Source organism: Hydrogenophaga flava NBRC 102514 (assembly GCF_001571145.1).
Lineage (GTDB): Bacteria > Pseudomonadota > Gammaproteobacteria > Burkholderiales > Burkholderiaceae_C > Hydrogenophaga > Hydrogenophaga flava.
Genome location: NZ_BCTF01000016.1, coordinates 56546 through 79419 on the forward strand (window position 1 = coordinate 56546; position 22874 = coordinate 79419).

A 22874-nucleotide genomic window follows, 5' to 3' on the forward strand; every position below is an offset into this window, starting at 1 on the left:
AGCGATGTTTTCACCCGACGCCAATTACAGCAACTTCATCCCGTTCAGTACCCATGTGGATGCGCACGTGGTGAAGTCCCGGGAGGGTGACTACATGGTCACCTGGCTGCTCAGCGGCTTTCCCTTTGTCGGCCGCGAGGACTGGGAGCTAGAACACCGCCACAAAGCGTTCAACAGCCTGTTGCAGAGCCTCCGCGCGCCTGACTTCGAAAACCTCGCCTTCTGGGCCCACGACATCCGTCGTCGCAGGCCGATCAAGGCAGAAGCCCGTTTCCCGCACCGCTTCAGTCAGGAGTTGCACAACAGGTACATCGAGCGCCTCTCCAGCAAGCGCCTGATGCAGAACGAGCTGTACCTGACCATGATCTACCGCCCGGTGGTCAGCGGCAAGAAGTTCGCCGCCATCTCCCGCGATGTGGAGGTGCTCAGGCGTGAAGAGAAGGCCTACCTCGAGAAGATCTACGAACTGGTGGGCAACGTCGAGGCGCTGCTGCAGGACTACTCGCCCTACCGGCTAGGGCTCTATGAGAGCGTCAACCAGCAGCTGTTTTCTGAGAACCTCGAGTTCTTCGGTTATCTCGTGAACCACGTGGACGAGCCGGTGCCGGTGCTGCCCGCGCCCATCTACGACTACTTGCCGACCAGCAAGCACCTTTTCTCGACCGGCAGTGGCGATTTCGCCGTGCGCACCGCCAACGGCGACAACTTCTTCGGTGCCATTCTCAACATCAAGGAATTCGCCGACAGCTCCTGGCCCGGCATCCTCAACGGGCTGAAGTACCTCGAGTTCGAGTACATCGTCACCCACTCCTTCACGCCCATGAGCCGCTACGACTCGATGAAGGCGCTGGAGCGGACCAAGGGTGCGATGCTGTCTTCCGAAGACAAGGCGGTCAGCCAGATCGTCGAGCTCGACATGGCAATGGACCAGCTGGCCTCCGGCAACTTCGTGCTGGGCCAGTACCACTTCAACATGGCTATCTTCGCCAAGAGCCAGGAAGAGCTTTACAACCACATCGCCCAGGCACGCGCCCAGCTCTCGGGTGCCAGCTTCGTCACCGTCAAGGAGGATGTGGCCGTTCCCGCTGCCTTTTACGCACAACTGCCCTGCAACTGGCGCTTCCGTCCGCGCATCGCCAACCTCAGTTCGCTGAACTTTCTCGGGCTGAGCCCGCTGCACAACTTCGCTACCGGCAAGCCCAACTTCAACCCCTGGGGGCCGTCGGTCAGCATCCTGCAGACGCTCAACAACCAAGCCTATCACTTCAATTTCCACGCCACCAAGCCCCACGAATATTCGCTGGGTGAGAAGGCCATTGCCAACACAATGGTGATCGGCAAGTCGGGCACCGGCAAGACCGCGCTGATCAACTTCCTGCTCGCGCAGATCCAGAAGATCCAACCCGAGCCGACTATCTTCTTTTTCGACAAGGACCGCGGCGCCGAGATCTTCATCCGTGCCTGCGGCGGCCGCTACTTCACGCTGGAGAAGGGCAAGCCCACCGGCTTCAACCCCTTGCAGGGCGAGAACAACCCTGAGAACGAGCAGTTCCTGGTCGAACTGATGCAGACCCTGTGCGGCAAGGAGAAGTACAGCGCGTCCGAGCAGGAAGACATGATCCGCGCCGTGCGGGCGATCCTCGACACGCCGCCACACCTGCGCACCATGACCAACCTGCAGAAGAGCCTGCCCAACATGGGCGAGAACAGCCTCTTCGAGTGCATCTCGGTCTGGTGCAAGGGCGGGCCGTTTGCCTGGGTGTTCGATAACCCCAAGGACAACATCGACTTCTCAGACTCCAACATCATTGGCTTCGACTACACCGAAGTCATTGAGGACTCCAAGACCCGCGAGCCCATCATCCAGTACCTGCTGCACCGGATGGAAAGCCTCATCGACGGGCGCCCGTTCATCTATGTGATGGACGAGTTCTGGAAGGTTCTGGAGGGCAAAGGCGGTCTCAAGGACTTCGCCAAGAACAAGCAGAAGACCATCCGGAAACAGAACGGCCTGGGGATCTTTGCCACCCAGAGCCCGCAGGACGCGCTCAACAGCGACATCTCAGCCGCGCTCATCGAGCAGACTGCGACGCTGATTTTGCTGCCCAACCCCAATGCAGATCCCAAGGACTACCTCGAAGGTCTCAAGCTGACGCGGGCCGAGTTCGAACTGGTGGTTGGGCTGGACGAGCGCAGCCGCTGTTTCCTCGTCAAGCAGGGCCACAACGCTGTGCTCTGTCAACTCAACCTCAATGGCATGGACGACGAGCTTGCCGTGTTGTCGGGCTCGTCGGACAACGTCGAGATCCTGACGGCCCTGCTCGCCGAACACCCGACACCACACCTGCCAGACACCTGGTTGCCCGAGTTCCACCTTCGTCGCAAGGGGCTGCGCACCCAGCGCAAAGCGCTCATGGCCAACAGCAACGAGTTTCTCCGGCATGCGCCAACGGCCGATCTGGAGGAGGGCAGCGAAGCATCGCTGGTCAGGTAGCCGAACACCCAAGGGAGCAGAAACAACAATGAAACCAATCAGAACATCCAAAGCAACCGCCTTGCGCTTGCTCGCTGCGCTCGTTTTGGCGGGCGCCCCGCTGGCCGCTTCGGCGACTGCGGGACAGTCCAGGTGCGGAGGTCTGGCCCCCGAAGGCACCTCCACTGGGGGAGCCTTCTTTGACAACGACCTTCCTGCCGGGCAGGACGTGTTCTCCTTCTGTGCCTTCGGCTACCCGCCGCACTGCTGGGTGGGAGTGAACCCCATCGCAGGCACCTGGAAGATCGTCAACCAGTACTGCTTCAACCCCAAATGGACCAGCAAGTACGAGCAGGTCTGCCCGCATGGCCGCCGCCCCGGCACCTGGAAGAGCCCGGGCAAGATGCCCTTTGACTACAAGGGCAAGGCCGGTGCGCCCGATGGCCTGGAGGAGTGCCAGCACTTGATGGAAGAGTGACGGCGACTTGCACAAAGAACAACAGACAGGAGGAAAACCAATGAACACATCCATCACCCGGGCTTTGCGGGTCGTCGGCATGCTGGGGGCCGCCCTGATGCTGGCCACCGCCGCTCACGCCGTCAATCTGCCCAAGCCGCCCAGCCCACCGAAGCCTGGGGAGCTGCCTGAAATTCCCGACACCCAGATCCTCGACAAGCTGCCCGAGGGCACGGAAATGCCCGAACCCGGACAGTCCGGCGTGGTGGTGTCCTGCCTGCAAAAAGGCAACATGGACATCTCCCGGCCGAGCCTGCCTCTCCTTAGCTGCTGGGAGAGCGCGACCAACGGCAGCGATGACGTGGAGGCCCTGAACAAGGCCTGCACGGTGCAGATGACGCCGATGAAGATCGACTCGACCCTCGTGCCGAAGTGCCCCCCCAAGGCGCTGGGCACCTGCATCGGAGCCAAGAGTGGCGGCGCTGCCAACAGCGAGAAGTCCACCTCCAACCACTATCACTACACGCCGCAGACCTTGTTGGAGTGGCGAAAGAGCAAGAAGAACTGCGAGGCCTCGGGCGGCAAGTGGTACGGCCTGGGCAACAAGTTGCGCCTCTTCTGATGGGGCTTCCCCTTTACACGTACCAACGTTTATTCAAGGAGTGGATGGCATGAAAAGCAATGAAGTGAAGGCAGTGAAACACTGGGCTGGCCGCAGGGCGGCAATGAGACTCACCCTGGTTGGTGTCGTTGCCATCGGATTGACGGCCTGCGGAGGCGGCGGCGGGGACGACAGCTCAGAGGACTCCAAGGACCTTCGAGCGGCGATAGACCGTCTCAAGGCCGGCATGACGTATGAGGAAGTGGTGGCGGCGGTGGGTTGGGAGCCGAATCAAAATAGAAATGTTTGGGCTCACGATGGCCGCAGTTTGCAGGTGATCTTCCGAACTCCGTACAACGGAAATGTTCCTTTGATTGAGTCGGCCCGCTTGTCTGGAAATGGTGAAGTCATCGACCGCGGTTACCAATAACCACCAACTGACCGGAATAGCCATGAAGAAGACAGTACTGTTGAGCTTGATCTTGCTTTCTCAGGCAGCGCGAGCCCAATGGGCGGTGCTCGACGAGCAGGTAAGAATTATCGTTGATAACATCAACAACGTACGGGGAAACACTGGTCAGATGGACAATCTCCCGGCCACCTCCAACCTTGATGTTGACTTCTCCACAGTGGCGGTCCAGAACCCGGAACGCTTTATTGGCACGGTAGCCGATTGCGGCGACCGCTTGCTCAATCAAAACCACTACAACGCCTGTATGGGCCTGCGCAATCTGCGCCTGACCACGCTAAAGGAGACGGTGGACTTGGTAAACGTCATCGTGAGGCGCGACGGGCAAATCAAGCGGTTGATCGACGACGGGATAACCGTTGCGGACTCCGGGAAACTCCAGCGCCTCCAGTTCGAGTTTATTGGCCTGCAGACCCACATGCAAAACGACGCGATGAAGCTTCAGGCGCTGCGCTTCGGCTACAAGCAGCGAGAAAAAGCCGACAAAATGCAAATGGCAGAAGCGCGCAATGTGCCTGGCACTCGTTCCAGCACTGCATGCGCTGTGCGGGCAATCTGCGCAATGGTTTGAATGTTCGATTCCTCAATCAGCATTTTTTATCGAAGGAGTGAGTTTCATGTTTGTTCGATGTGACCAAGGTTTGAAACAGACAAAGGGGTCCTTTGTTAAGAGGCGTCTCGCTTTGGCTGCTGTGCTGTCTGCCAGTCTGGCTGCTTGTGGTGGCGGTGGTGGGGGGGGATAGTTCTGATGATGGGGATTTGCGCGCGGCGTATGACCGGATTAACAAGAAATGTATGACTTATTCAGACGTGGAAAAGGCAGTTGGCAGATCGCCAGATGAAGCGCCTCATAGTGGTCGGAGAAATTGGTATTCAGGCAACCAGCAGCTTTTTGTCACTTTTGCCGAGCGAGATCCGAAGCCGGCAGTAGTCAACGCCGTGTCATGGAACGAGGTGCCAGGTGGTGAGCTCGTAAAGGGCTTTGAAGTCGAGTGTGGCGATCTATGACGAATCTTATTTATATTTGCTTGTTGGCTTTTCCGAGTCTCTCAGGGGCTCAATGGGCTGTCTATGATGATCAAGTGTTGAAAGAGATTCGGAAGATCAATAATGTTGGCGGTAGAGGTATTGACAAACTGAAAGACTTTGAAAAATTCGAAAGCCTCGATGTTGACTTCTCCAAGCTGGCATCTTTGACGGAGGCGGAAAAAGCCAAGTACCTTGGTACAAAGGAAGATTGTGGAGACGAAAAGCTCAATGCTAAGCATTTCGAGGCCTGCCAGGGTTTGCGCAATTTGAGGATTCAAACGCTTAAGCAGAGCCAGAGCGTTCTACATGTGCTGGATGATAGGCGCAAAGCGATTGACAAACTGATTGCTGATGCAAGAAATAACACCAATCAGGAATCGGGCATCATGCAGCGCTACCACTTCGAGTTGCAGGGGTTGCATGTTCAGATGCAGTCCGACGCTTTCAAACTGCAGGTTCTGATGGACGGCTACAAGCAGCGAGAAAAAGCCTACGAGATGCAAATGGCTGAAGCTCGCCGGGCCACCGATACGCGGCCCGCAGTATTGCAATCCCATGTCCATCTCACAGCCCTTGCGTGAACCGAGATCTGTGAAATGAGCATTCGAAACTTCCAATACCCATCGTTCACTGGCCCCAGGCATTGGGCCATGGCGCTCTCCGCGGTGGTCTGCCTGACCCTGTCAGCCTGCACCGCCATCGAGAAAGCCGGCTACGCCAGCGACATCGACAAGGGGCGCGCCATCCTGCTGCTGCACGTCAAGACGCTGCAGGCGGCCGGTGACCCGTTGGGAGACTATTTCTACGCGCTGGGCAACTCCGATGGCTGGATCAAGGATGTGCAGGGTGACGAGGCCATCACCGAGCTGTTTCGCAAAGCGGCGGCCAAAGGGTCAGTGGACGCGAAGATTTTGCTGGCGCTGCAGAAGGCGGGCAGCGAACCGGTGCCGGGCAAGCTGAACGAGGGAGTGGATCCGCGTGGCAACCTCGTGGCCTGGGAAGCTGGCCTGGCAGAGTTGCTGCCGCTGTTGCAGCAGCAGTGTTATGTGCGGCGGCTGGTAGTGGGCAGTCGCGACCTGGGCACCGATTTGAGGCCCCATGTGACGACCTATGCGGTAGCCGGCAAGATCTGGTTTCACTTTCGAAACGGTTATTACCGCTACAACTCCGACGGGACTCGAACTCTGTTGAAAGACCCGGAACGCGAAAAGCACTGGAACGATTTGCACAAGAGATGCAAAGTGCCCGGCGATATTTGGTTGGACCGGCTGTACAACAAATAACTCAGGAGGAAACGCATGGGTGATTCACACGATATCCCGCCCGGTCCACCGGAGAACCCCTGGAACCGCCTAGACGCCAAAGTCGGTTTGCACTTGGCTTTCTGGGCCTACCCACACAAGGACGTCAAGGCTGCCGAAGAGATTGCCAAATTTCCGCCACCCTGGGAGCATGCCGTGCCCGGTAAACAGCTTCCGCCAGAGTGGTCAGTACCGGTCAAAGACGCTCAGGGCCGTTTGCTGCAAGAAGGCTGGAACACTCAGCACAACCCCAACGGCAAGCTGGAGAACCAGTTCATGGTCTCCATCAACGACGAAACCCATCAAATCTCCTTCGACTTCAAAGGCTCCGACGCTTGGAGCAACTGGACAAGCGACCTGGGCAACGCCGGCGCCAGTGAGTTCGCCAAGATCGAGGCCAAGGCGCAGGCGGCTTTCGACGCTCTGCGGAACGACGAGCGCTACAAAAACTACCACTTCTCCGCCACCGGCCACAGCCTGGGCGGCGGCATGGCGCAGAGCTTTGCCCTGAAGAACAACATCGACGCGGCGGTCTACAACAGCCTGCCGATCGCGCGCGACACCCGCAACGGCAGCTATTTCAAGGACGTCGGCGGTTACGAGGCGGCCATCGCGCGCTACCAGGCCTCGGGCCGTGTGGTGCACGATGTGCGCACGCCCAACGACATCGCCACCTACACCTACGACGGTGTGATGGGCAATCACTACCTGAGCGAGCGCACCGGCCAGCCGCACACGGTGCTCCCCGGACCCGTCATTCCCGACCTGCTCAAGACCGCGCTGCTGGCCAGCAAGGCCGGCACGCTGCCAGTGACTGCGCTGATGGGCAAGGACCACACCATGGGCGCCCTGGTCAATGGTCAGCACGGCCTGAGCGTTGGCCCCGACGGGCGGTACCGCATCCCCGAGGGCCAGCGCGACTTTTCGGAGATTCCCGCGCAGGCCCGGGCCCGCTTTGCCCTATTGAGCACCTCGCCGGTGACCAAAGTCGGCCAGATGGCCAGCGCCGATGAAAGCGCACCCTGGAACCGCTACGAGATTCAGCGCGAAGACGGCAGCCGCCAGTGGCTCAGCAGCAATACCCAGACCGGCGAGGTCGAGATCGAGCACTACGGCGCCGACGGCCGGCGCAGCCGCATCGAGCTCAACCCGAGGCGCGGCAAGGACGCGGTGTTCACCGAGCTGGACGCCCAGGGCCAGCCGGTGCGCCGCGAGACGGTGTCGATGCGCGAGCCCGAAGCGCAGCACACGCACCTGGCCGGAGCGGGAGAGAAGCGTGAAGCGCTGCAGCCCAGCCCGCAGCAAAGGGTGCACGCCGAGCGATTCGTGGAGCAGCTCGGCCCTCGCCTGAAACAGTTGGGGATGAATGACCTCCAGATCCGGACGCTGACGGCTGCCGCCGTTACAGAAAGTAGCCGTTTTGGGGGGCAAGGCGAGGCCGGGCGGTTCTTGTTGAGCAGAGACGATAGTACCATCGCGCTACAACAAAACTTCCCGCCCCTGCGGGAATTCAGCGTGGCCGAGGCATTGGCCCGCAGTCCGGCGGAGCACTGGAGGGAGGCAGTGGCTCTGAACCGCGACACACCGGCAGAAGCACGTCTCGACCTGGGCGGCCACGGGGTGGCCATCCAGGGCCAAGGTCAGCCTTCGCGCGAGGCGCAGGCGGTAGCCTGAGCGGCGCTTGCTCATTTAGACAGCAACAACGTTTACTCAAGGAGTGGATTCCATGATCGGTCAATGCAAGGTGGGTTTTGGCGCGCAGATGGCCCGGCGCGCGGTGTTGCGGTTGGGAGCGGGTGGTGTGTTGGCGGCGGGCCTGGCGGCTTGTGGCGGCGGCGGAGGCGGCGACAGCACTGCCGAGAGGCAGCAGGCGCTCAGGGATGCGTTTGCGAAATTGCGGGATGGCATGGTCTGGACGGATGTTGAGGCGCTGGTGGGGTTTCCCGCAAACGACAACAGAACTGATATCTCGTTGACTTGGCAGATAGGGTCTGTATGGATGAATGTCGTATTTGTTTCGACCGGTGGCAAAATTATTTCAGCCGCTGCATTGAAAGAGACGGCAAATGATGTCGGGCAATACAAATCTTTTAATGTCTAGTATTGCCATGAGTAAATATTTTCTAGTGAGTTTTTTATTCTTTTCTACGCTTCAACCTGTATGTGCGCAATGGGCGGTTTACGATGATGAGGTAAAAAAACAGCTTGTACTCGTGAATAAAATAGGAAAAATGCAAGGACTTGGGTCCGACAAATCTTATGATCACTACGAAAGCGAGCGGGGGGATCGAGGTGACATTCGAATGGGCAGTGGTGACAATCTGGCAATTCTTAAGGGTCTTGAGACAAGATTTGAGAGGCAAGACCAGCTTCCAGAGCTGACACAGCAGGAAATGGCAAAATATGTTGGCTCGGAGGCTGACTGCGGACAAGAAAAAGTGAGTCCGAAGCATTTTGAGGCTTGTATGGGGCTCCGAAATCTACGGATACAAACCATCGTGCAAAGTCAAGCCATGCTGAAAAATTTGGCCAAGCGGCGGGAGCAAATCGTTTCACTGATTAAGAAGTCTCGGGAATTGCCAGAAACCGAGGATAGGGCCTCCCTAGGCCAACTCCAGCGCGCCACCTTCGAAATCCATGGCCAACAGGCCCTGATGCAGGCCGACGCTTTGCAAATTCAGGTGCTGATGGACGGCTACAAGCAGCGCGAGGCGGTCTACATGACGCAGCAGGCCGAGGCGCGCAAGGCCATGTTGTCCCAGGCGCAGGCCGCCAAGAACCCGCGGCCCCCGCAGTTCATTCCCCTGCTCCGGGCGAACCCGAGCAACAACTGACGAACGACAGGCGCATCGATGTTTGACCTGCTCGCCGCCAAGCCCAACTGCACCCCGCTGCAAGTGGCCGACTTCCTCGGACAGATGACGTCGGTGGGCGGATTTGCGGATGCCTTGGGCTCCTCCGGGGTGATGCCCCAGCGCTATCTCAATGCGCTGTCCGACGCCTCGTTCTACTGCAACCTGCGCAACTACATCCTCTACGACAGCATCGTGGACAAGTGGATGTTTTTCGTGGTGAACAACCTCTCACGCGTGGTCCTAGCGATGGCGTCGGCGTTTGTCACGATCTGGGTCATCCTGGCCGGTCTGAAGCTGATGTCAGGCGCCAACCGTGAACCTGTGCTGGAGCTGTTGTACCGGGGCGCGAAGATCGTTCTGGTGCTCTCGCTTCTGACCGCGATGCTGGGCAACACCGACACGATCATCCACACAGTGCTGGGGCTTCAGAACTCGATCACCACCATCATCACCGGTTCCGATCTGGGGGTGGACCGGCTGATCGACATGAACATCGCGATATCGCAGGTCATGAACATGGTGGTGGAGGACGTGACCAACACCACCATCGACCAGGCCAACAAGTCGGGGTCCATGTCGATCTTTGCGGGCTTGCTGGGTCAGTCTGGCCCGGCCATCCTCACGTCCATCCTGGCGCTGCTGTCCCAGATCGCGATTGTGTTTGCGCTGATGCTGGCGCCCCTGTTCATCTTCTTCCTGCTGTTCAAGCAGACGACCAACCTATTCTGGAGCTGGTCGAAGTTTTTGCTGGGCACGTTCATCTCCCTGTGCTTTCTGGCGATCGTCTCGACCATCGCCATGTCGGCCAGCGTGAGCTACGGGCTGACCATCATGGTGTCCTTCGTGCTCAATGCGGTGGCCGACGCCGGGGACGCGCTCGATGCCACGCCGGTCCAGATCGGGCTGGGGGTGGTGGCCGAAGTCCTGATCGGCTTGCTGACCAATGGCGGCGACCGCGTGGACATGTCGGGGGCGACGATGCGCCTCGGCATGATGGGTGCGCTGTTTGCCACGCTGATCGTGGCGGTGCCGCCGCTGATCATGCAGATGTTCAACGCCTCGCTGGGCTACGCGTCGAACGTGATGGGGTCCATGGGCATCATCCGGCCCATGGGGCAGCCTGTGGGGGGGGGCGGTGCTGCATCCCCTGGTGCCAGTCAACAGGCACTTCCTGCGAACGGGTATCAGCCAGTGGGGTACGACCGGTCTGGGCCGGCGGGAGCCTCGCCGATGTCGAACAACCAGCTGATGATCAACCGCGCCAACAGCTTGGGAACGGGAGGAGCGGACGCTTCATTGGCCCCCTCCGGTGCTCCGCATCGCACGGGTTCATTGGGTTTGAACGCTCAGGGCAATCCGGTGTTCGCGCAGGCGAGGTCCCAGCAGATGAGCGACGAGTTCAGGAGCGGGAGCCTCACGCCATTGCACGAGAGGTACGCCGGCAGTCCCGAAAGCGCTGTGCTTGCAGGCCCGAACGTTGACGGTTTCTACAGCAATGGCACGAATGTGTCGGACGCCACGATCAAGCACTACGAGCAGCAAGGCATTCCGTTGGGCAGCGGCGGTTTGCTGGGCGTCGATGGCGGCTCGGTCGGTGGGTCGCGGGCGCTCGCCCAAGCCCCGGCGGGGGCGCCAGCACCCGGCGTTGCGGCTCCAGAACGGGTGGCTACGGCGCCGGCCGTGTCTGACACGCCGATGCATGCCATGCCACGGGGTCAGATGGGCGCAGCCAACCGGATCACCTGAGTGCGCTCGACGAGTTTTCTGGGGTATTTCAAGATGAATCAGGGTAGCCATCAAATGTCACAACCGTTTTCAAGCTTCGTTTCGTCCACCTGGCGCCCAGCGCTGCTACTGGGCGCCGCCCTGCTGCTGCAGGCCTGCGCCGCGCCAAAGGCGGTCGACATCGCCGACAACTGGAAGCCGGTGAACACGCTGGCGGCCAAGCCGCAGGAGATTCCGCTCAAGGAGGAGGCCGAACTGCCCCGGTTCCAGATGTTGCCCACCGACGCGACGTTGCGGCACATGCTGGAGCGCTGGGCCCGGGAAAACGGCGGCACGCTGGACTGGCAGTACCCCAGCGACCTGACGCTGGTCAGCGGGCTGGAGTCGGTCAAGGACAACAACCTGCAGCGCGCGCTGAACTCGGTGCGGCGCTCTTACGCGGCGCAGAAGCTGCGCATCCAGGTCTCGGCCAGCAGGGCGATGCTGGTGACGCGGATGCCCTGACAGCGGCGTCCACACAACCAAATATTCAACACAGGCTTCAAGGCGGTTATGGCATTGTTCAAACGCGAACTGTCGGAGGGTTCGCAAGAGATTCTGAAAAAGTCAATGGACTTCGAGTCCAACGTCATCTCAATGGTCAAGCGCAGCGAGCGCCGGGCCTGGACGGTGGCGCTGGGGGCGATGGCCCTGACACTGCTGATGGGCGGAGCGATCGCCTACATGTTGCCCCTCAAGGAGAAGGTGCCCTATCTGGTCACCGTTGACCTCAAGCGCAGCACCAGCACGATCTCCCCGCTGCGCGACAACATCGCTGCAACCGGCATCTACGCCAGCGAGGCGCTCAACCGCAGCCACGTGGCGCGCTTCGTGCAGGCGCGCGAGGGCTACGACTACGACACGATCAACGAGTACGACTGGGAGTACGTCGCGTCGATGTCCAACGACCCGGTGAAGAACCTGTTCGTCAAGCAGTTCGACGGCACCAACAACAGCCCCGAGAAGAAATGGGGCCGCAACACCGCGATCCGCGTGCAGGTCACCAGCGTCATCCTCAACGGTCTCGATGAGGAGCGCGGTGCAATTCCCACGGGAGCCACGGTGCGGTTCGAGAAGTGGAAGTTCGACAAGGGCACGGGCAAGAGCGAGTTCCTCAGCAGCCACGTCGCGACCATGAGCTTCGAATACAAGGCACACCTGAAGATGAGCGACAAGCTGCGCCTGCGCAATCCGCTGGGTTTCCAGGTGACGGCGTTCCGCGTCGACGATGAGATCAACAAGCCGGTCTTCAAGGCACCCACCCAGGACCCGGGCGTGCCTCTTCTCAACGAAGAGGAGGGTGTGATGCACCGCGGCGCAGGAGCGCCAGCCGCTTCCGATCAGGGGCCAGCGGCAGCCGCAACAGCGGCGCCTGCGCCCAGCCTGCCAGGCGCGCCGGCCACGCCCGCGCAGGGACAGTGATTCGAACGACACCAACGATCAGTGGCTTCGGCCGAAGGGAAGAAGGAAGATGACGAAACAACAGAACAGGCTCAAGGCGTGGTGCATGAGAACCACCGCGCTGCTGGGTGCGGCGCTGCTCTGGCAGGGCCCGGCCATGGCGCAGGAGGTGCGCGAGGTGCCGTACCAGCGTGACCAGGTGGTGCGCGTGAACACCGGCCTGGGCATCGCGACCCAGATCGAGATCAGCTCGCAGGAGCAGGTCAAGGACTTCGGCACCGGCTTCAGCGACGGCTGGGAGCTGGTGCGGCGCGACAACGTGTTCTACATCCGCCCGAAGAACGTGGATGTCGACACCAACATGTACATCCGCACCAACATGCGTTCGTATCTGCTGGACCTGCGGGTGTCGGCCACCAAGTGGAAGACGCTGGAAGAGGCGAAGAACGCCGGTGTGTTCTACAAGATCCGGTTCGTGTACGGCAACGACGAGCCGGACAAGGCCAGCCCGCTCGCCGCGACCAACGCGGTGCTGTCCCCGACGGTGACGGCGCTGAACTCGCAGAGCAACTACCACCTGAACTACGACTTCTCGACCGTTAGCGATGCCTCGACCATCGTGCCGACGCGCGTGTACGACAACGGGCAGTTCACCTACATCCATCTGCCACCCATGGCCAACTTCCCGGCCATCTTCGGACGCAACGAGCGCAGCGGAGAAGAGTTCCTGGTGAACACCAAGAGCGAAAAGAACGTGATGGTGGTGTTGGGCGTCTATCCGTTTCTGGTGATGCGGCTGGGCAATGACGTGGTCGGACTCAGGAGGAACCAATGAGCATGCAGTTTCCAGGTGGCAACGGTCAGGGGCCCGTCCTGTCCGACAACATGCCCAAGCTTTCGTCGGGTCTGAGCCGCGGCGTCAACAAGACCGCCGTCGCCTACATCGTGATCGTGTCCCTGGCAACCATCGGCATGACGCTCTGGGTCGCCAGCAACGCCCTGTCTGCGAACGACGACAAGAAGACCGTCAAGTACGAAGAGGTCACGGTGCCGGACAAGCCGGTGCTGAAACTGGCGCCCCCGCCGGTGGATGTGGTGGCCAAGAACGATCTGCCGCCCCTGCCGGCGGAGATGCCTCAGCAGGGCACTGTGGCCGATCCCAAGCCCGCCGATGACCTGATGCAGCGGCGCATGGCGAGTGAGAACAACATGATTCCCGCCACCGACAAGGGGGCGCGCAAGAACCAGCTGTTCGAGGACGAGTATTCGGCGGTCAAGCGCGGTGCCGTCGAGGTGCTTGCCAGCGCCGACTTCGTGATGACGCGGGGCACCTTCATCCGCTGCTCGCTGGAGACCAAGATCGTGTCGACCCTGCCGGGCATGACTTCGTGCATCGTGACCGAGCCGATCTATTCATCCAACGGCCGCCGCCTGCTGATCGACAAGGGCTCGAAGGTGACCGGCGAATACAAGTATGTCGACGAGAACTTCGACCGCATCGGCGTGGTGTGGACCCGCGTGCTGACGACCACCGGCCTGGACGTGCGCATCGACAGCGCGGGCACCGATGCGCTCGGAGGTGCGGGCGTTCCGGGTCACTACGACGGTCACTGGGGCGAGCGCATCGGCGCCGCGATGCTGGTCAGCCTGCTGGCCGATGGCATCGACGCGGCCGGGCAGAAGTTCGCCAACGAGAACAACCTGCGAGGCAGCACCAGCGTGTCCGGTGCCGGGGGGGTTGGCATCGTGACCTACGACCCCTGGGAGTCGCAGACCGCCAACACAGCCAAGAAGGTGGCGACCGACATGCTGGCCCGCTCGGCCAACCGCAAGGCAACGGTCACGGTGCTCAACGGTACGGTGATCAACATCTTTGCGTCGCGCGACGTGGACTTCTCCAGCGTGATGCGCTGAGCGGGGCGATGGGTTCGACATGACGGAACGGGCAGACGGTGAAACCATCGCCAACATCTCGACGGAGTTCCTAGAGTACCAGTATCACGTGCTGGGCATAACCCCGTTCCTGAGCGATCCGAGCGTCACCGAGATCTGCATCAACCGGCCGGGCGAGGTGTTTCTGGAGACGGTCAAGGGCTGGGAGCGCATCGATGTGCCCGGGCTGACCTTCGACCGTGCGCGCCAGTTCTGCACCACGGTGGTCAACGAGAGCAAGACCGGGCAGCGCATCACTGCGGTGGACCCGGTGGTATCGCTGACTTTTCCCACCGGGCAGCGCGCGCAGTTCGTGCTGCCGCCAGCGGTGCCGGCGGACCACGTCTCGATCACCATCCGCCTGCCCTCGCGATACACCAAGACGCTGAACCAGTACCAGGAGGACGGCTTCTTCGCCCGGATTCTGGAGGGCACCGACAGCGTCAGTGAGATGGACGAGGAGTTGCTGGCTCTCAAGCGGTCCCGCAACTACCACGACTTCTTCAGCAAAGCCGTGTTCTACAAGAAGAACATCGTCGTGTCGGGCGCGACTGGCAGTGGCAAGACGACCTTCATGAAGTCGCTGGTGACGCACATACCGGAAGACGAGCGGCTCATCACGATCGAGGACGCGCGGGAGCTGTTCATCGAGCAGCCCAACCGCGTGCACCTGATCTATTCGCGGGGCGGGCAGGGCACGGCCAATGTCACGGCCAAGGGCTGCATGGAGGCCTGCCTGCGGATGAAGCCCGACCGCATCATCCTGGCCGAAATCCGGGGCGACGAATCGTTCTACTACATCCGCAACTGCGCGTCAGGCCACCCGGGTTCGATCACCAGTTGCCACGCCGGCAGCACGAGCCAGACCTGGGACCAGATGGCTCTGATGGTGAAGGCTTCACCCGAGGGCTCTGGTCTGGACTTCGACGAGATCAAGCGGTTGCTGATGCTCACCATCGACATTGTGGTGCACATCAAGGCCCACGCCGGCCAGCGCTACATCACCGGCATCGACTTCGATCCCCAGCGCAAGCTTGCGCTGGAGTCATGACATTCAAGGAGGACAACATGAAAAATCGTCAGGTTCTGGCGGCGACCTTTGTCGCGCTCTGTGCCATGGCGGCGCAGGCCGCCACACCGACGCCGGGCATCACCCCGGTCGACATGCGGGGGCTGTGGTTCCTGAAGAACGAGGAGGGGGCCGCCAAGTGCGCCGCCTACCTCGGGCGCAAACCGGTGGAGCCCGACCCGGGGGCGCTGGTGATCGACGAACGCCAGCTGCAGCAGTGGGCGGAGAACACCCAGACCACCATGTACTTCGTGACCGATGTGCAGCCTCGCCGCGTCAACACCTGGCGCATGCAGGCCCTGGTCGATGTGCCGCCCTACGACAAGCCCAAGACGCTCGAGACCTATGTCTTCGAACTGCGGCAGGACGAGCTGCTGTGGTCCCGCCGCCGGGGCAACGATGCGCTGGACGAACCTGTGGACACCACGGTGTTTGCGCGCTGCGGCTACTGAGGTCTGTGAAAACAAGGGAGTGAGGACATGAAGAAGGTTTTGAGAAGCGCCAGCAGCCTTGCGCTGCTGCTGTCCCTGGCGGCCTGTGCCCCGTTGTCCCTGGATTTCCTGCGCCCGCAGGTCCAGGGTCTCGACACCATGACCCAGAAGGTCGGGCCGGAGGCGCCGGAGCTTGCGTTCAGCTTCGAGTTTGACGACAAGGCCGACGCGGCCGAGGGCGAGGTGGGGTCGGGCTACATCGTGGTGACGCAGGACGGCAAGGAGCTGCAGGCGCTTCCGCACGCCTTCGAGATGCCGCGCGACCGGCTGGACGCCAGCGGGTGGCTGCAGTTCAAGGACTTCAATGGCGACGGGCTGCTGGACTTCAAGGTCACGCGCTTGTACGCCATGGACGGCAAGCTGCCGGTGGACAGCCTCTACCAGTTCGATCCGAAAACCGGGCGCTATGCGCAGATTGATCTGGTGTCCAACGCAGGCGAGATCCAGCCTTCGGCACCGAACTGCGTGTCGTTGAAGGTGGCCGGCGCCTCGGGGAGCCCGAAGGTGGAGAGCCACTGCTATGTGGCTGCCAGCGGACGCTGGGTGCGCGGCACGCCGGCGGCGGTGCGGCGCGGGGCAGCACCCGACCGGGTGGATGCGGTGTGCGACAGCGGGGCGCCCGAGCTGGTGGCCTGCCGCCGCGCGCGCATCGAGCAGGACAAGGCCCTGCTGACCCTCGTGCGCGACTACCGGGCGGGCCGCATGCAGTCGCTGCAGGTCGAGCACGGCAAGAGCTATGCGCAGTCCTATGCGCGCCACCAGGACCTGGACCACAGCCGATGGCGCGAGTACCGCGATGCGCGTTGCGCGACGCAGTCCCGTGAACAGGCAGTGCCCGTCAAGGCGCTGCCCGCCTCGGTCGAGCTGTGCCGGTACGAGTGGGCCCGCGACCAGCTGCGGCGCTACAAGGAGCAGATGGCGCGCCTGGGCGAAGTCAAGGGCGCCAAGGTCCGGCAATGAGGCGTTTCCTCGGCTGGGGCGTGCTGGTGCTGCTGGTGTTGGCACTGGTGGCGGGAACCTATCTCAGCGGGTGGCTGATGGCCTGGCGCCTGGGCCTGCCGCTGGAGGGTGTCGGCGCGTTCGACTACTGGCGCTACCTGGCCGCCTACGCCGATGCGCCCAAGCATGGCCCGGTCATCAAGAGCAGTGGCCTGGTGGGATTCGGCGTGCCCTTGCTGGCGCTGGCCGCGCTGGTGCTTGCCGTGTTGTTGCGCAGGAAGCCGAGCCTCTACGGCGAGGCCCGCTTCGCCACCATGGCCGACCTGCGGTCGCGCAAGATGCTCCGGGCCGAGGACACGGCGCTGGTGGTGGGCAAGAAGGACGGGCAGTTTGTCTACTTCAATGGCCAGCAGTTCGCGCTGCTGGCTGCGCCCACGCGCTCGGGCAAGGGCGTGGGTATCGTCATTCCCAACCTGCTGAGCTACCAGGGCTCGGTGGTGGTGCTGGACATCAAGCAGGAGAACTTCGAGCTCACCAGCGGCTTCCGGGCGCTCTACGGGCAGTCGGTCTATCTGTTCAACCCGTTCGCTGAAAACCGGCGCACGCACCGCTGGAACCCGCTGTCCTACGTCTCGCGCGATCCGGCGTTCCGCATCAGCGACGTGCAGAGCATCGCGGCCATGCTGTACCCGGTGTCGGACCTGCACAAGGACCCGTTCTGGGCCAACCAGGCGCAGAACGCCTTCGTCGCGTTCGCGCTGTATGCCTACGAACAGGCGGCCTACCTGGCCGAGCAGTACGGGGTGCCTTTTGAGGAGCCGACCATGGGCGGCCTCTACCGCCTGGCGTCGGGTCGTCCCGGACAGGAGTTCAAGGCCTACCTGGCGGAGCTGGCGGCCTGGCCGCACCTGAGCCCCAGTGCGCGCACCGCCTTCGCCACACTACTCGGGCAGGCCAACGAGACCTTCGCCAGCATCATGGGCACCTTCAAGGAGCCGCTGAACCCCTGGCTCAACCCGGTGGTGGACGCCGCCACCAGCGGCAACGACTTCGACCTGCGCGACGTACGCAAGAAGAAGATGAGCATCTACGTCGCTATCCAGCCCAACAAGCTGGCCGAGAGCCGGCTGATTCTCAATCTCTTCTTCAGCCAGCTGATCAACCAGAATACGCGAGAGCTGCCGCAGGCCAACCCCGAGCTGAAGCACCAGTGCCTGCTGCTGATGGACGAGTTCACCAGCATCGGCCGCGTCGACATCATCGCCAGTGCGGTCAGCTTCATGGCCGGCTACAACCTGCGCCTGATGCCCATCATCCAGAGCATGGCGCAGCTGGAGTCAACCTACGGCAAGGAGAACGCGCGCACCATCATGACCAACCACGCGCTGCGCATCATCTTCGCGCCGCGCGAGCAGCAGGATGCCAACGAATACAGCGAGATGCTGGGTTACACCGGCATGCGCAAGGACAGTGTGAGCCGCAGCCGCTCGCGTGAAAGCAGCTACACCCGCAGCGAGAGCGAGGAGCGCCGGGCCCTGATGCTGCCGCAGGAGCTCAAGGCCATGGGTGACGACAAGCAGATCCTGCTGGTGGAGGGCATGGCGCATCCGGTGATGTCGGACAAGATCCGCTATTTCAAGGAGACTGCGTTCAAGGAGCGGCTGCTGCCCAAGGTCGACGTGCCCCTGCTGACCCTGGCGACCGACTCTCCGGTGGTGGCATCCGAACGATCCGTGCCGCCGCCCGCGGCGGTGCCTATCGAGCTGCCAGAAGCGGTGCCCAGCGTCCAGGAGTCGCTGGCACGGCAGACGGACGCGGACCGGAACAAGGTGGCGAGTCCGCCCGCCGAGTACACCGGCCTGGCGGGCATTGGCGGGGAGATTGATGCGATGCTGGCGCATCTGGAGCGCTGATGCGCGGCTTCAAAGGAGTTGATGTGGTGCAGTTGTCCCTTAGCACACGATGGAGCCGTTGGTGGTGCGTCGCAGGACTGACGCTGGCCCTGGCCGGATGTTCGGCGGGTGGTCCGGGGGCCGTGGCCGCCCAAGACGTACCGGACGCCGGGGTGCTGGTCGCGCCACTGAAGATCCCCATGCCGCTCGACAAGGCTGGGCACAAAGTTGATGTGACGTTTGATGTGCCGCCGCCACCCAAGGTGAGCCATTCAACGGGCTATTTTGTGGGGTTGAGAGTCTTGTTTGCTCCAGCGATGGGTCAGGTGCAACACATCGACGCCCACCCGGTGTCAGTGCGTGTGACGTTGCATCGCTTGCAAGACGGGAACGAAATTCCAGTAAAGATCTGGAATCGTGTGAATGTGGCCAAAGGGTATGAATCGAGCCGCTTCGAGTCGTTCAGTTTGAAGGATGACATCGCTGTGTCTAGCGGGGCCTTCTCCGAACATTCCGGAGCATCGCCTGGAACGCCCGACGCTTCCACCTACGTGCTTGAGTTCGGAAGCCCCGGCGAGCAAGGACCTGGCCGCTACCGACTGAGGCTGGAAACCTTGAAGGACATCCCGCAGCTCAAGGGATTCAAGGCGTTTCTGGCTTACGAACGAGCACCTGATCGCTAGGAGTGCACATGGCGGGCCCATACCAAGTCACCGTGTACACGGCACTGCCAGGCACACCGCTGGTGGACATGCAGGGGCGGCCCGATGGCACGTCAGCGGCTGGACACATGTGGTACGAGGTGTCTGACGGCAAGGTCGGGAACAGCTATGGCTTTGCTCCGAAGGAGCACGGTGCAGCCAGTGGTGCCGGGAAAGGTTATCGAACCGACACAAAGGCGTACCAGAGCCCAGCCTTCGCTCGCACCATGGAAATCACCGAGGAGCAATACACCAGGCTCAAGCAATATGGCGAAGCTGCGGTGGACGAAGACTGGCGCTACTTCAAAGGCGAGTACAACGGCGCCACCAACAGCTGCGTCGACTTCACCTGGGGGGCTTTGAAGCACGCAGGCTTTGAGATTCATCGGCCGGAAGTTGTTGGAGCGGAAGGGGAGGTGATTGCTCTGCAGCGCACCGGGCCGATTGAGCGCTTCTTTGACGGGCGTCTGCAGCCCGCTCGCAACATCAAGGACATTCAGCAAATAGTAGATCCGATGCCGGGCAGTGCTTTGAACTCGGAGCGGTTCAAGGAGCCATCTGACCGCAGTTGGTTCCAAAAGCTGATCAGCGAAAACGACCTAGGCACGCCGCAGCAGCGCGAGACGGCCCAGCGTTTCAGGGAACAGCTCGGGGACCGCCTCGGCCAGCTTGGCATGAGCGATCAGCAAGTGAGCTCCTTGGCCGCAGCGGCTGCCAAGGAGCAAACACGCTTCGCAGGGCAGGGTGACGTGCAGTCGTTCCTGTTGAGCAAGCACTGCAGCAAGGTGGCGATGTGCCAGTCGTTCCCGCCCTTGCGGGAGATCGATGTGGGATCGGCGCTGGCGCAAAGCGAACGCAGCCACTGGAGCGAGGCGGTGGCCATGGCACGCGAACGTTCTAAAGATCTGGCGATGGAGAGCGGCGTACCGTCCCAAGCCCAGGCTGCACAACAGATGGATGCGCCCGTGCTCTCCCGTGGATGAGCCACCGGTAGGGCACCTAAAATCGCGCGCATGACGCGCAAATACTTTGGCACCGACGGCATCCGTGGCACCGTTGGTCAGGCCCCGATCACCCCCGACTTCGTTCTCAAGCTGGCCCACGCCGTAGGGCGTGTGCTCCGGCGCAGCGAGGAGCACCCGACGGTGCTGATCGGTAAGGACACCCGCATCTCCGGCTACATGCTGGAGTCGGCACTGGAGTCCGGTTTCAACTCGGCGGGTGTCGATGTGGTGCTGCTGGGCCCGGTGCCCACGCCCGCCGTGGCCTATCTCACCCGGGCGCAGCGTGCGAGCCTGGGCGTGGTGATTTCCGCCAGCCACAACCCCTTCGGTGACAACGGCATCAAGTTCTTCAGCGCGCAGGGCAACAAGCTCTCGGACGAATGGGAACTGGCCGTCGAGGCCGAGCTGGACAAGGATCCGGTCTGGGCAGATTCGCGCAACCTGGGCAAGGCGCGCCGCATGGACGACGCCGCCGGGCGCTACATCGAATTCTGCAAGAGCACCTTTCCCAACGATCTGACGCTCAAGGGCCTGAAGATCGTGGTGGACGCGGCCCACGGCGCGGCCTACCAGATCGCGCCCGCCGTGTTCCACGAGCTCGGTGCCGAGGTGGTGCGCATCGGCTGCGCACCGGATGGCCTGAACATCAACCACGAGGTGGGCGCGACCCACCCGCAGGCGCTGGTGGCTGCGGTGCAGGCGACCGGCGCCGATTACGGCGTGGCGCTGGATGGCGACGCCGACCGGCTGCAACTGGTGGACGCCAGTGGCCGTCTGTTTAACGGCGATGAGCTGCTCTACCTGATTGCCTCGGACCGCATCGCGCGCGACATCGACGTGCCCGGCGTGGTGGGCACGCTGATGACCAACATGGCCGTCGAGGTTGCATTCCGCAAGAAAGGCGTCAAGTTCGTGCGCGCCCGGGTGGGCGACCGCTATGTGCTCGAAGAACTGGAGCGCCACGGCTGGATCCTGGGCGGAGAGGGCTCGGGCCACCTGCTGGTGCTGGACAAGCACACCACGGGCGATGGCCTGGTGTCGGCGCTGCAGGTGATGCAGGCCTGCGCCGGCAGCGGGCAGTCCATGGCGCAGCTGCTGGCCGATGTGACCCTGTTCCCGCAGACGCTGATCAATGTGCGGCTGCAGCCCGGCCAGGAAGACTGGAAAAACAATCCGGCGCTGGCCGCCGAGACCAAAGCGGTCGAGGCCGAACTGGGCGAGACGGGGCGCGTGCTGATCCGTGCCAGCGGCACCGAGCCGCTGCTGCGCGTGATGGTCGAGGCGCGCGATGCCGCACAGGCCAAGGCCTGCGCCGAGCGCCTGGTCGCCGCGGTGAAGGTGCTCTGATGGCGGCGGCGTTCTCTGTGCGACAGGCCGACTACGGCCACCCGCCCGACGCGGCCGCTGTGGTGGCCCTGCTCGATGCCTACGCCAGCGACCCGGCGGGTGGCGGCGAGCCCTTGTCCGATTTCGTCAAGGCCAATCTGGCACGCGAGCTGGCTGCGCGGCCGCAGGCCTACAGCGTGCTCGCGTTCGATGGTGAGCAGCCGGTGGGCCTGGTCAACTGCATTGAGGGGTTTTCGTCGTTCAAGTGCAAGCCGCTGGTGAACGTGCACGACGTGGCCGTGCTGGCCAGCCACCGTGGGCGCGGCATTGCCGAGGCCATGCTGGCCGAGGCCGAGCGCATCGCGGTGGAACGTGGCGCGGTGAAGATGACACTGGAGGTGCTCTCGGGCAACGCGCCGGCGGTCAAGCTCTACCGGCGCATCGGCTACGAGGGCTACCAGCTGGACCCGGCGATGGGCACGGCGCAGTTCATGCAGAAGTGGCTGGGCGCCGACTGAACACAAAACGACGTGTGCGGCGCGCCGCAGGCTTTGCGCACGGTGGGGCGGCTTTTTGAGGGGGGCGAGGATGAAAAGAAGGTCGGTTGTTGGCTTGTTGTGTGTGCTGCCCTGTGCGGCGCTGTGGGCGCAGCCCTCGGGGTTTCGGTTTGACGGTGAGGACTACACGCAGCAGTTTGTCGGTGCACCGTCAAATGGTGACCGGCTGGTGGAATTTGTGCGCCCGACGGAGAACCTGAACAACTGGACCCGGCTGGTCGGCCTTCGATACCAGCAGATGCCGTTTCTGGACAACGACCCGGTGGCAGCTGCCCTGCGGCTTGAACAGGTGGTCATGAAGGCCAATCCCCAGGCCCGCACGAGCGTGATGAGCAACGAGGCGAAGACCGATGCCACCATCGACTTTCTCACCTGGACCGACGGGCAGGACATCATGGAGTTCAACGTCTTTCGCTACGTGAAGAGTCCGGATGGTCGGGGTCTGGTGTCGCTGCAGGTGGCGCAGCGCTTCCATTCGGGCCAGCCCCAGGTGGCCGAGAAGCTGCGGACGACCCGGGCTTCGTGGGTCCGGCAGGTCGTTCAGTACGACATGGGGTCCGTGACCAAGGCGGTGTTGGCGCCGCGCTAGGCAGGCTCCGGCTGCTGCACGCCG

Annotated in this window: 24 protein-coding genes; all 24 read left to right on the top strand. The window is 62.2% G+C overall.

Going from position 1 to position 22874, the window contains the following annotated elements; all coding sequences use genetic code 11:
* The first annotated feature begins 4 nt into the window (after nt 1-4).
* The 24 genes from HFL01S_RS14780 (at nt 5) to HFL01S_RS14895 (ending at nt 22850) form a co-directional block, all read left to right on the top strand.
* Nucleotides 5-2494 (top strand): VirB4 family type IV secretion/conjugal transfer ATPase, encoded by a 2490-nt coding sequence (locus tag HFL01S_RS14780; protein ID WP_084383329.1) that lies wholly within the window; start codon nt 5-7, stop codon nt 2492-2494.
* A gap of 208 nt (nt 2495-2702) precedes the next feature.
* Nucleotides 2703-2951, top strand: coding sequence for a hypothetical protein (locus HFL01S_RS14785; protein ID WP_066259922.1), 249 nt, complete (start codon nt 2703-2705; stop codon nt 2949-2951).
* Between the two features lie 40 nt (nt 2952-2991).
* Entirely contained in the window at nt 2992-3552 is a 561-nt protein-coding gene (locus HFL01S_RS14790; protein WP_066259925.1) for a hypothetical protein, read from the top strand.
* 49 nt (nt 3553-3601) lie between these two features.
* Nucleotides 3602-3961, top strand: a complete 360-nt coding sequence (locus HFL01S_RS25110; protein WP_157538882.1) for a hypothetical protein — start codon at nt 3602-3604, stop codon at nt 3959-3961.
* A gap of 22 nt (nt 3962-3983) precedes the next feature.
* The gene (locus HFL01S_RS14795; protein ID WP_066259926.1) at nt 3984-4571 is read left to right on the top strand and encodes a hypothetical protein; all 588 of its coding nucleotides are present in this window, start codon (nt 3984-3986) and stop codon (nt 4569-4571) included.
* Nucleotides 4572-5082: 511 nt separating this feature from the next.
* Nucleotides 5083-5610: a hypothetical protein gene (locus tag HFL01S_RS25115; protein ID WP_218008635.1), complete on the top strand. Its 528-nt coding sequence runs from the start codon at nt 5083-5085 to the stop codon at nt 5608-5610.
* Nucleotides 5611-5679: 69 nt separating this feature from the next.
* Nucleotides 5680-6312, top strand: coding sequence for a hypothetical protein (locus HFL01S_RS14810; RefSeq protein WP_066259936.1), 633 nt, complete (start codon nt 5680-5682; stop codon nt 6310-6312).
* A gap of 234 nt (nt 6313-6546) precedes the next feature.
* Nucleotides 6547-8004 (top strand): Tle-like phospholipase domain-containing protein, encoded by a 1458-nt coding sequence (locus HFL01S_RS14815; protein ID WP_066259938.1) that lies wholly within the window; start codon nt 6547-6549, stop codon nt 8002-8004.
* 52 nt (nt 8005-8056) lie between these two features.
* Complete coding sequence (locus tag HFL01S_RS14820; protein ID WP_066259942.1) at nt 8057-8431, top strand: hypothetical protein; 375 nt, start codon at nt 8057-8059, stop codon at nt 8429-8431.
* Nucleotides 8397-9164 carry a hypothetical protein gene (locus HFL01S_RS25120; RefSeq protein ID WP_157538884.1) on the top strand — a complete coding sequence of 256 codons (768 nt, stop codon included), beginning with the start codon at nt 8397-8399 and terminating at the stop codon, nt 9162-9164. Before HFL01S_RS14820 ends, HFL01S_RS25120 begins: the two co-directional genes overlap by 35 nt.
* A gap of 18 nt (nt 9165-9182) precedes the next feature.
* The gene (locus tag HFL01S_RS14830; RefSeq protein WP_066259951.1) at nt 9183-10931 is read left to right on the top strand and encodes a TrbL/VirB6 family protein; all 1749 of its coding nucleotides are present in this window, start codon (nt 9183-9185) and stop codon (nt 10929-10931) included.
* A gap of 54 nt (nt 10932-10985) precedes the next feature.
* Nucleotides 10986-11414, top strand: a complete 429-nt coding sequence (locus HFL01S_RS14835) for a TcpQ domain-containing protein (protein ID WP_066259953.1) — start codon at nt 10986-10988, stop codon at nt 11412-11414.
* 105 nt (nt 11415-11519) lie between these two features.
* Nucleotides 11520-12371: a VirB8 family type IV secretion system protein gene (locus tag HFL01S_RS14840; protein WP_066259956.1), complete on the top strand. Its 852-nt coding sequence runs from the start codon at nt 11520-11522 to the stop codon at nt 12369-12371.
* A gap of 85 nt (nt 12372-12456) precedes the next feature.
* A complete protein-coding gene (locus HFL01S_RS14845; protein ID WP_066259959.1) occupies nt 12457-13185 on the top strand; it encodes a TrbG/VirB9 family P-type conjugative transfer protein in 729 nt (242 codons plus the stop codon).
* Nucleotides 13182-14264, top strand: coding sequence for a TrbI/VirB10 family protein (locus HFL01S_RS14850; RefSeq protein ID WP_066259963.1), 1083 nt, complete (start codon nt 13182-13184; stop codon nt 14262-14264). Before HFL01S_RS14845 ends, HFL01S_RS14850 begins: the two co-directional genes overlap by 4 nt.
* 19 nt (nt 14265-14283) lie before the next feature.
* Nucleotides 14284-15333 carry a P-type DNA transfer ATPase VirB11 gene (gene virB11 / locus HFL01S_RS14855; RefSeq protein ID WP_066259966.1) on the top strand — a complete coding sequence of 350 codons (1050 nt, stop codon included), beginning with the start codon at nt 14284-14286 and terminating at the stop codon, nt 15331-15333.
* Between the two features lie 17 nt (nt 15334-15350).
* The gene (locus HFL01S_RS14860) at nt 15351-15803 is read left to right on the top strand and encodes a hypothetical protein (RefSeq protein ID WP_157538886.1); all 453 of its coding nucleotides are present in this window, start codon (nt 15351-15353) and stop codon (nt 15801-15803) included.
* Between the two features lie 27 nt (nt 15804-15830).
* Nucleotides 15831-16802 carry a hypothetical protein gene (locus HFL01S_RS14865; RefSeq protein WP_066259970.1) on the top strand — a complete coding sequence of 324 codons (972 nt, stop codon included), beginning with the start codon at nt 15831-15833 and terminating at the stop codon, nt 16800-16802.
* A complete protein-coding gene (locus HFL01S_RS14870) occupies nt 16799-18694 on the top strand; it encodes a type IV secretory system conjugative DNA transfer family protein (RefSeq protein WP_084383337.1) in 1896 nt (631 codons plus the stop codon). The genes HFL01S_RS14865 and HFL01S_RS14870 overlap by 4 nt, the downstream gene beginning before the upstream one ends.
* Nucleotides 18694-19356: a hypothetical protein gene (locus HFL01S_RS14875; protein ID WP_066259973.1), complete on the top strand. Its 663-nt coding sequence runs from the start codon at nt 18694-18696 to the stop codon at nt 19354-19356. Before HFL01S_RS14870 ends, HFL01S_RS14875 begins: the two co-directional genes overlap by 1 nt.
* A gap of 8 nt (nt 19357-19364) precedes the next feature.
* The gene (locus HFL01S_RS14880) at nt 19365-20357 is read left to right on the top strand and encodes a hypothetical protein (RefSeq protein ID WP_066259974.1); all 993 of its coding nucleotides are present in this window, start codon (nt 19365-19367) and stop codon (nt 20355-20357) included.
* Nucleotides 20358-20387: 30 nt separating this feature from the next.
* Nucleotides 20388-21725: a phosphoglucosamine mutase gene (gene glmM / locus HFL01S_RS14885; protein ID WP_066259976.1), complete on the top strand. Its 1338-nt coding sequence runs from the start codon at nt 20388-20390 to the stop codon at nt 21723-21725.
* Nucleotides 21725-22222 (top strand): GNAT family N-acetyltransferase, encoded by a 498-nt coding sequence (locus HFL01S_RS14890; protein WP_066259978.1) that lies wholly within the window; start codon nt 21725-21727, stop codon nt 22220-22222. The genes glmM and HFL01S_RS14890 overlap by 1 nt, the downstream gene beginning before the upstream one ends.
* Before the next feature lie 70 nt (nt 22223-22292).
* Complete coding sequence (locus HFL01S_RS14895; RefSeq protein ID WP_500778580.1) at nt 22293-22850, top strand: HI_0983 family protein; 558 nt, start codon at nt 22293-22295, stop codon at nt 22848-22850.
* Nucleotides 22851-22874: the final 24 nt, after the last annotated feature.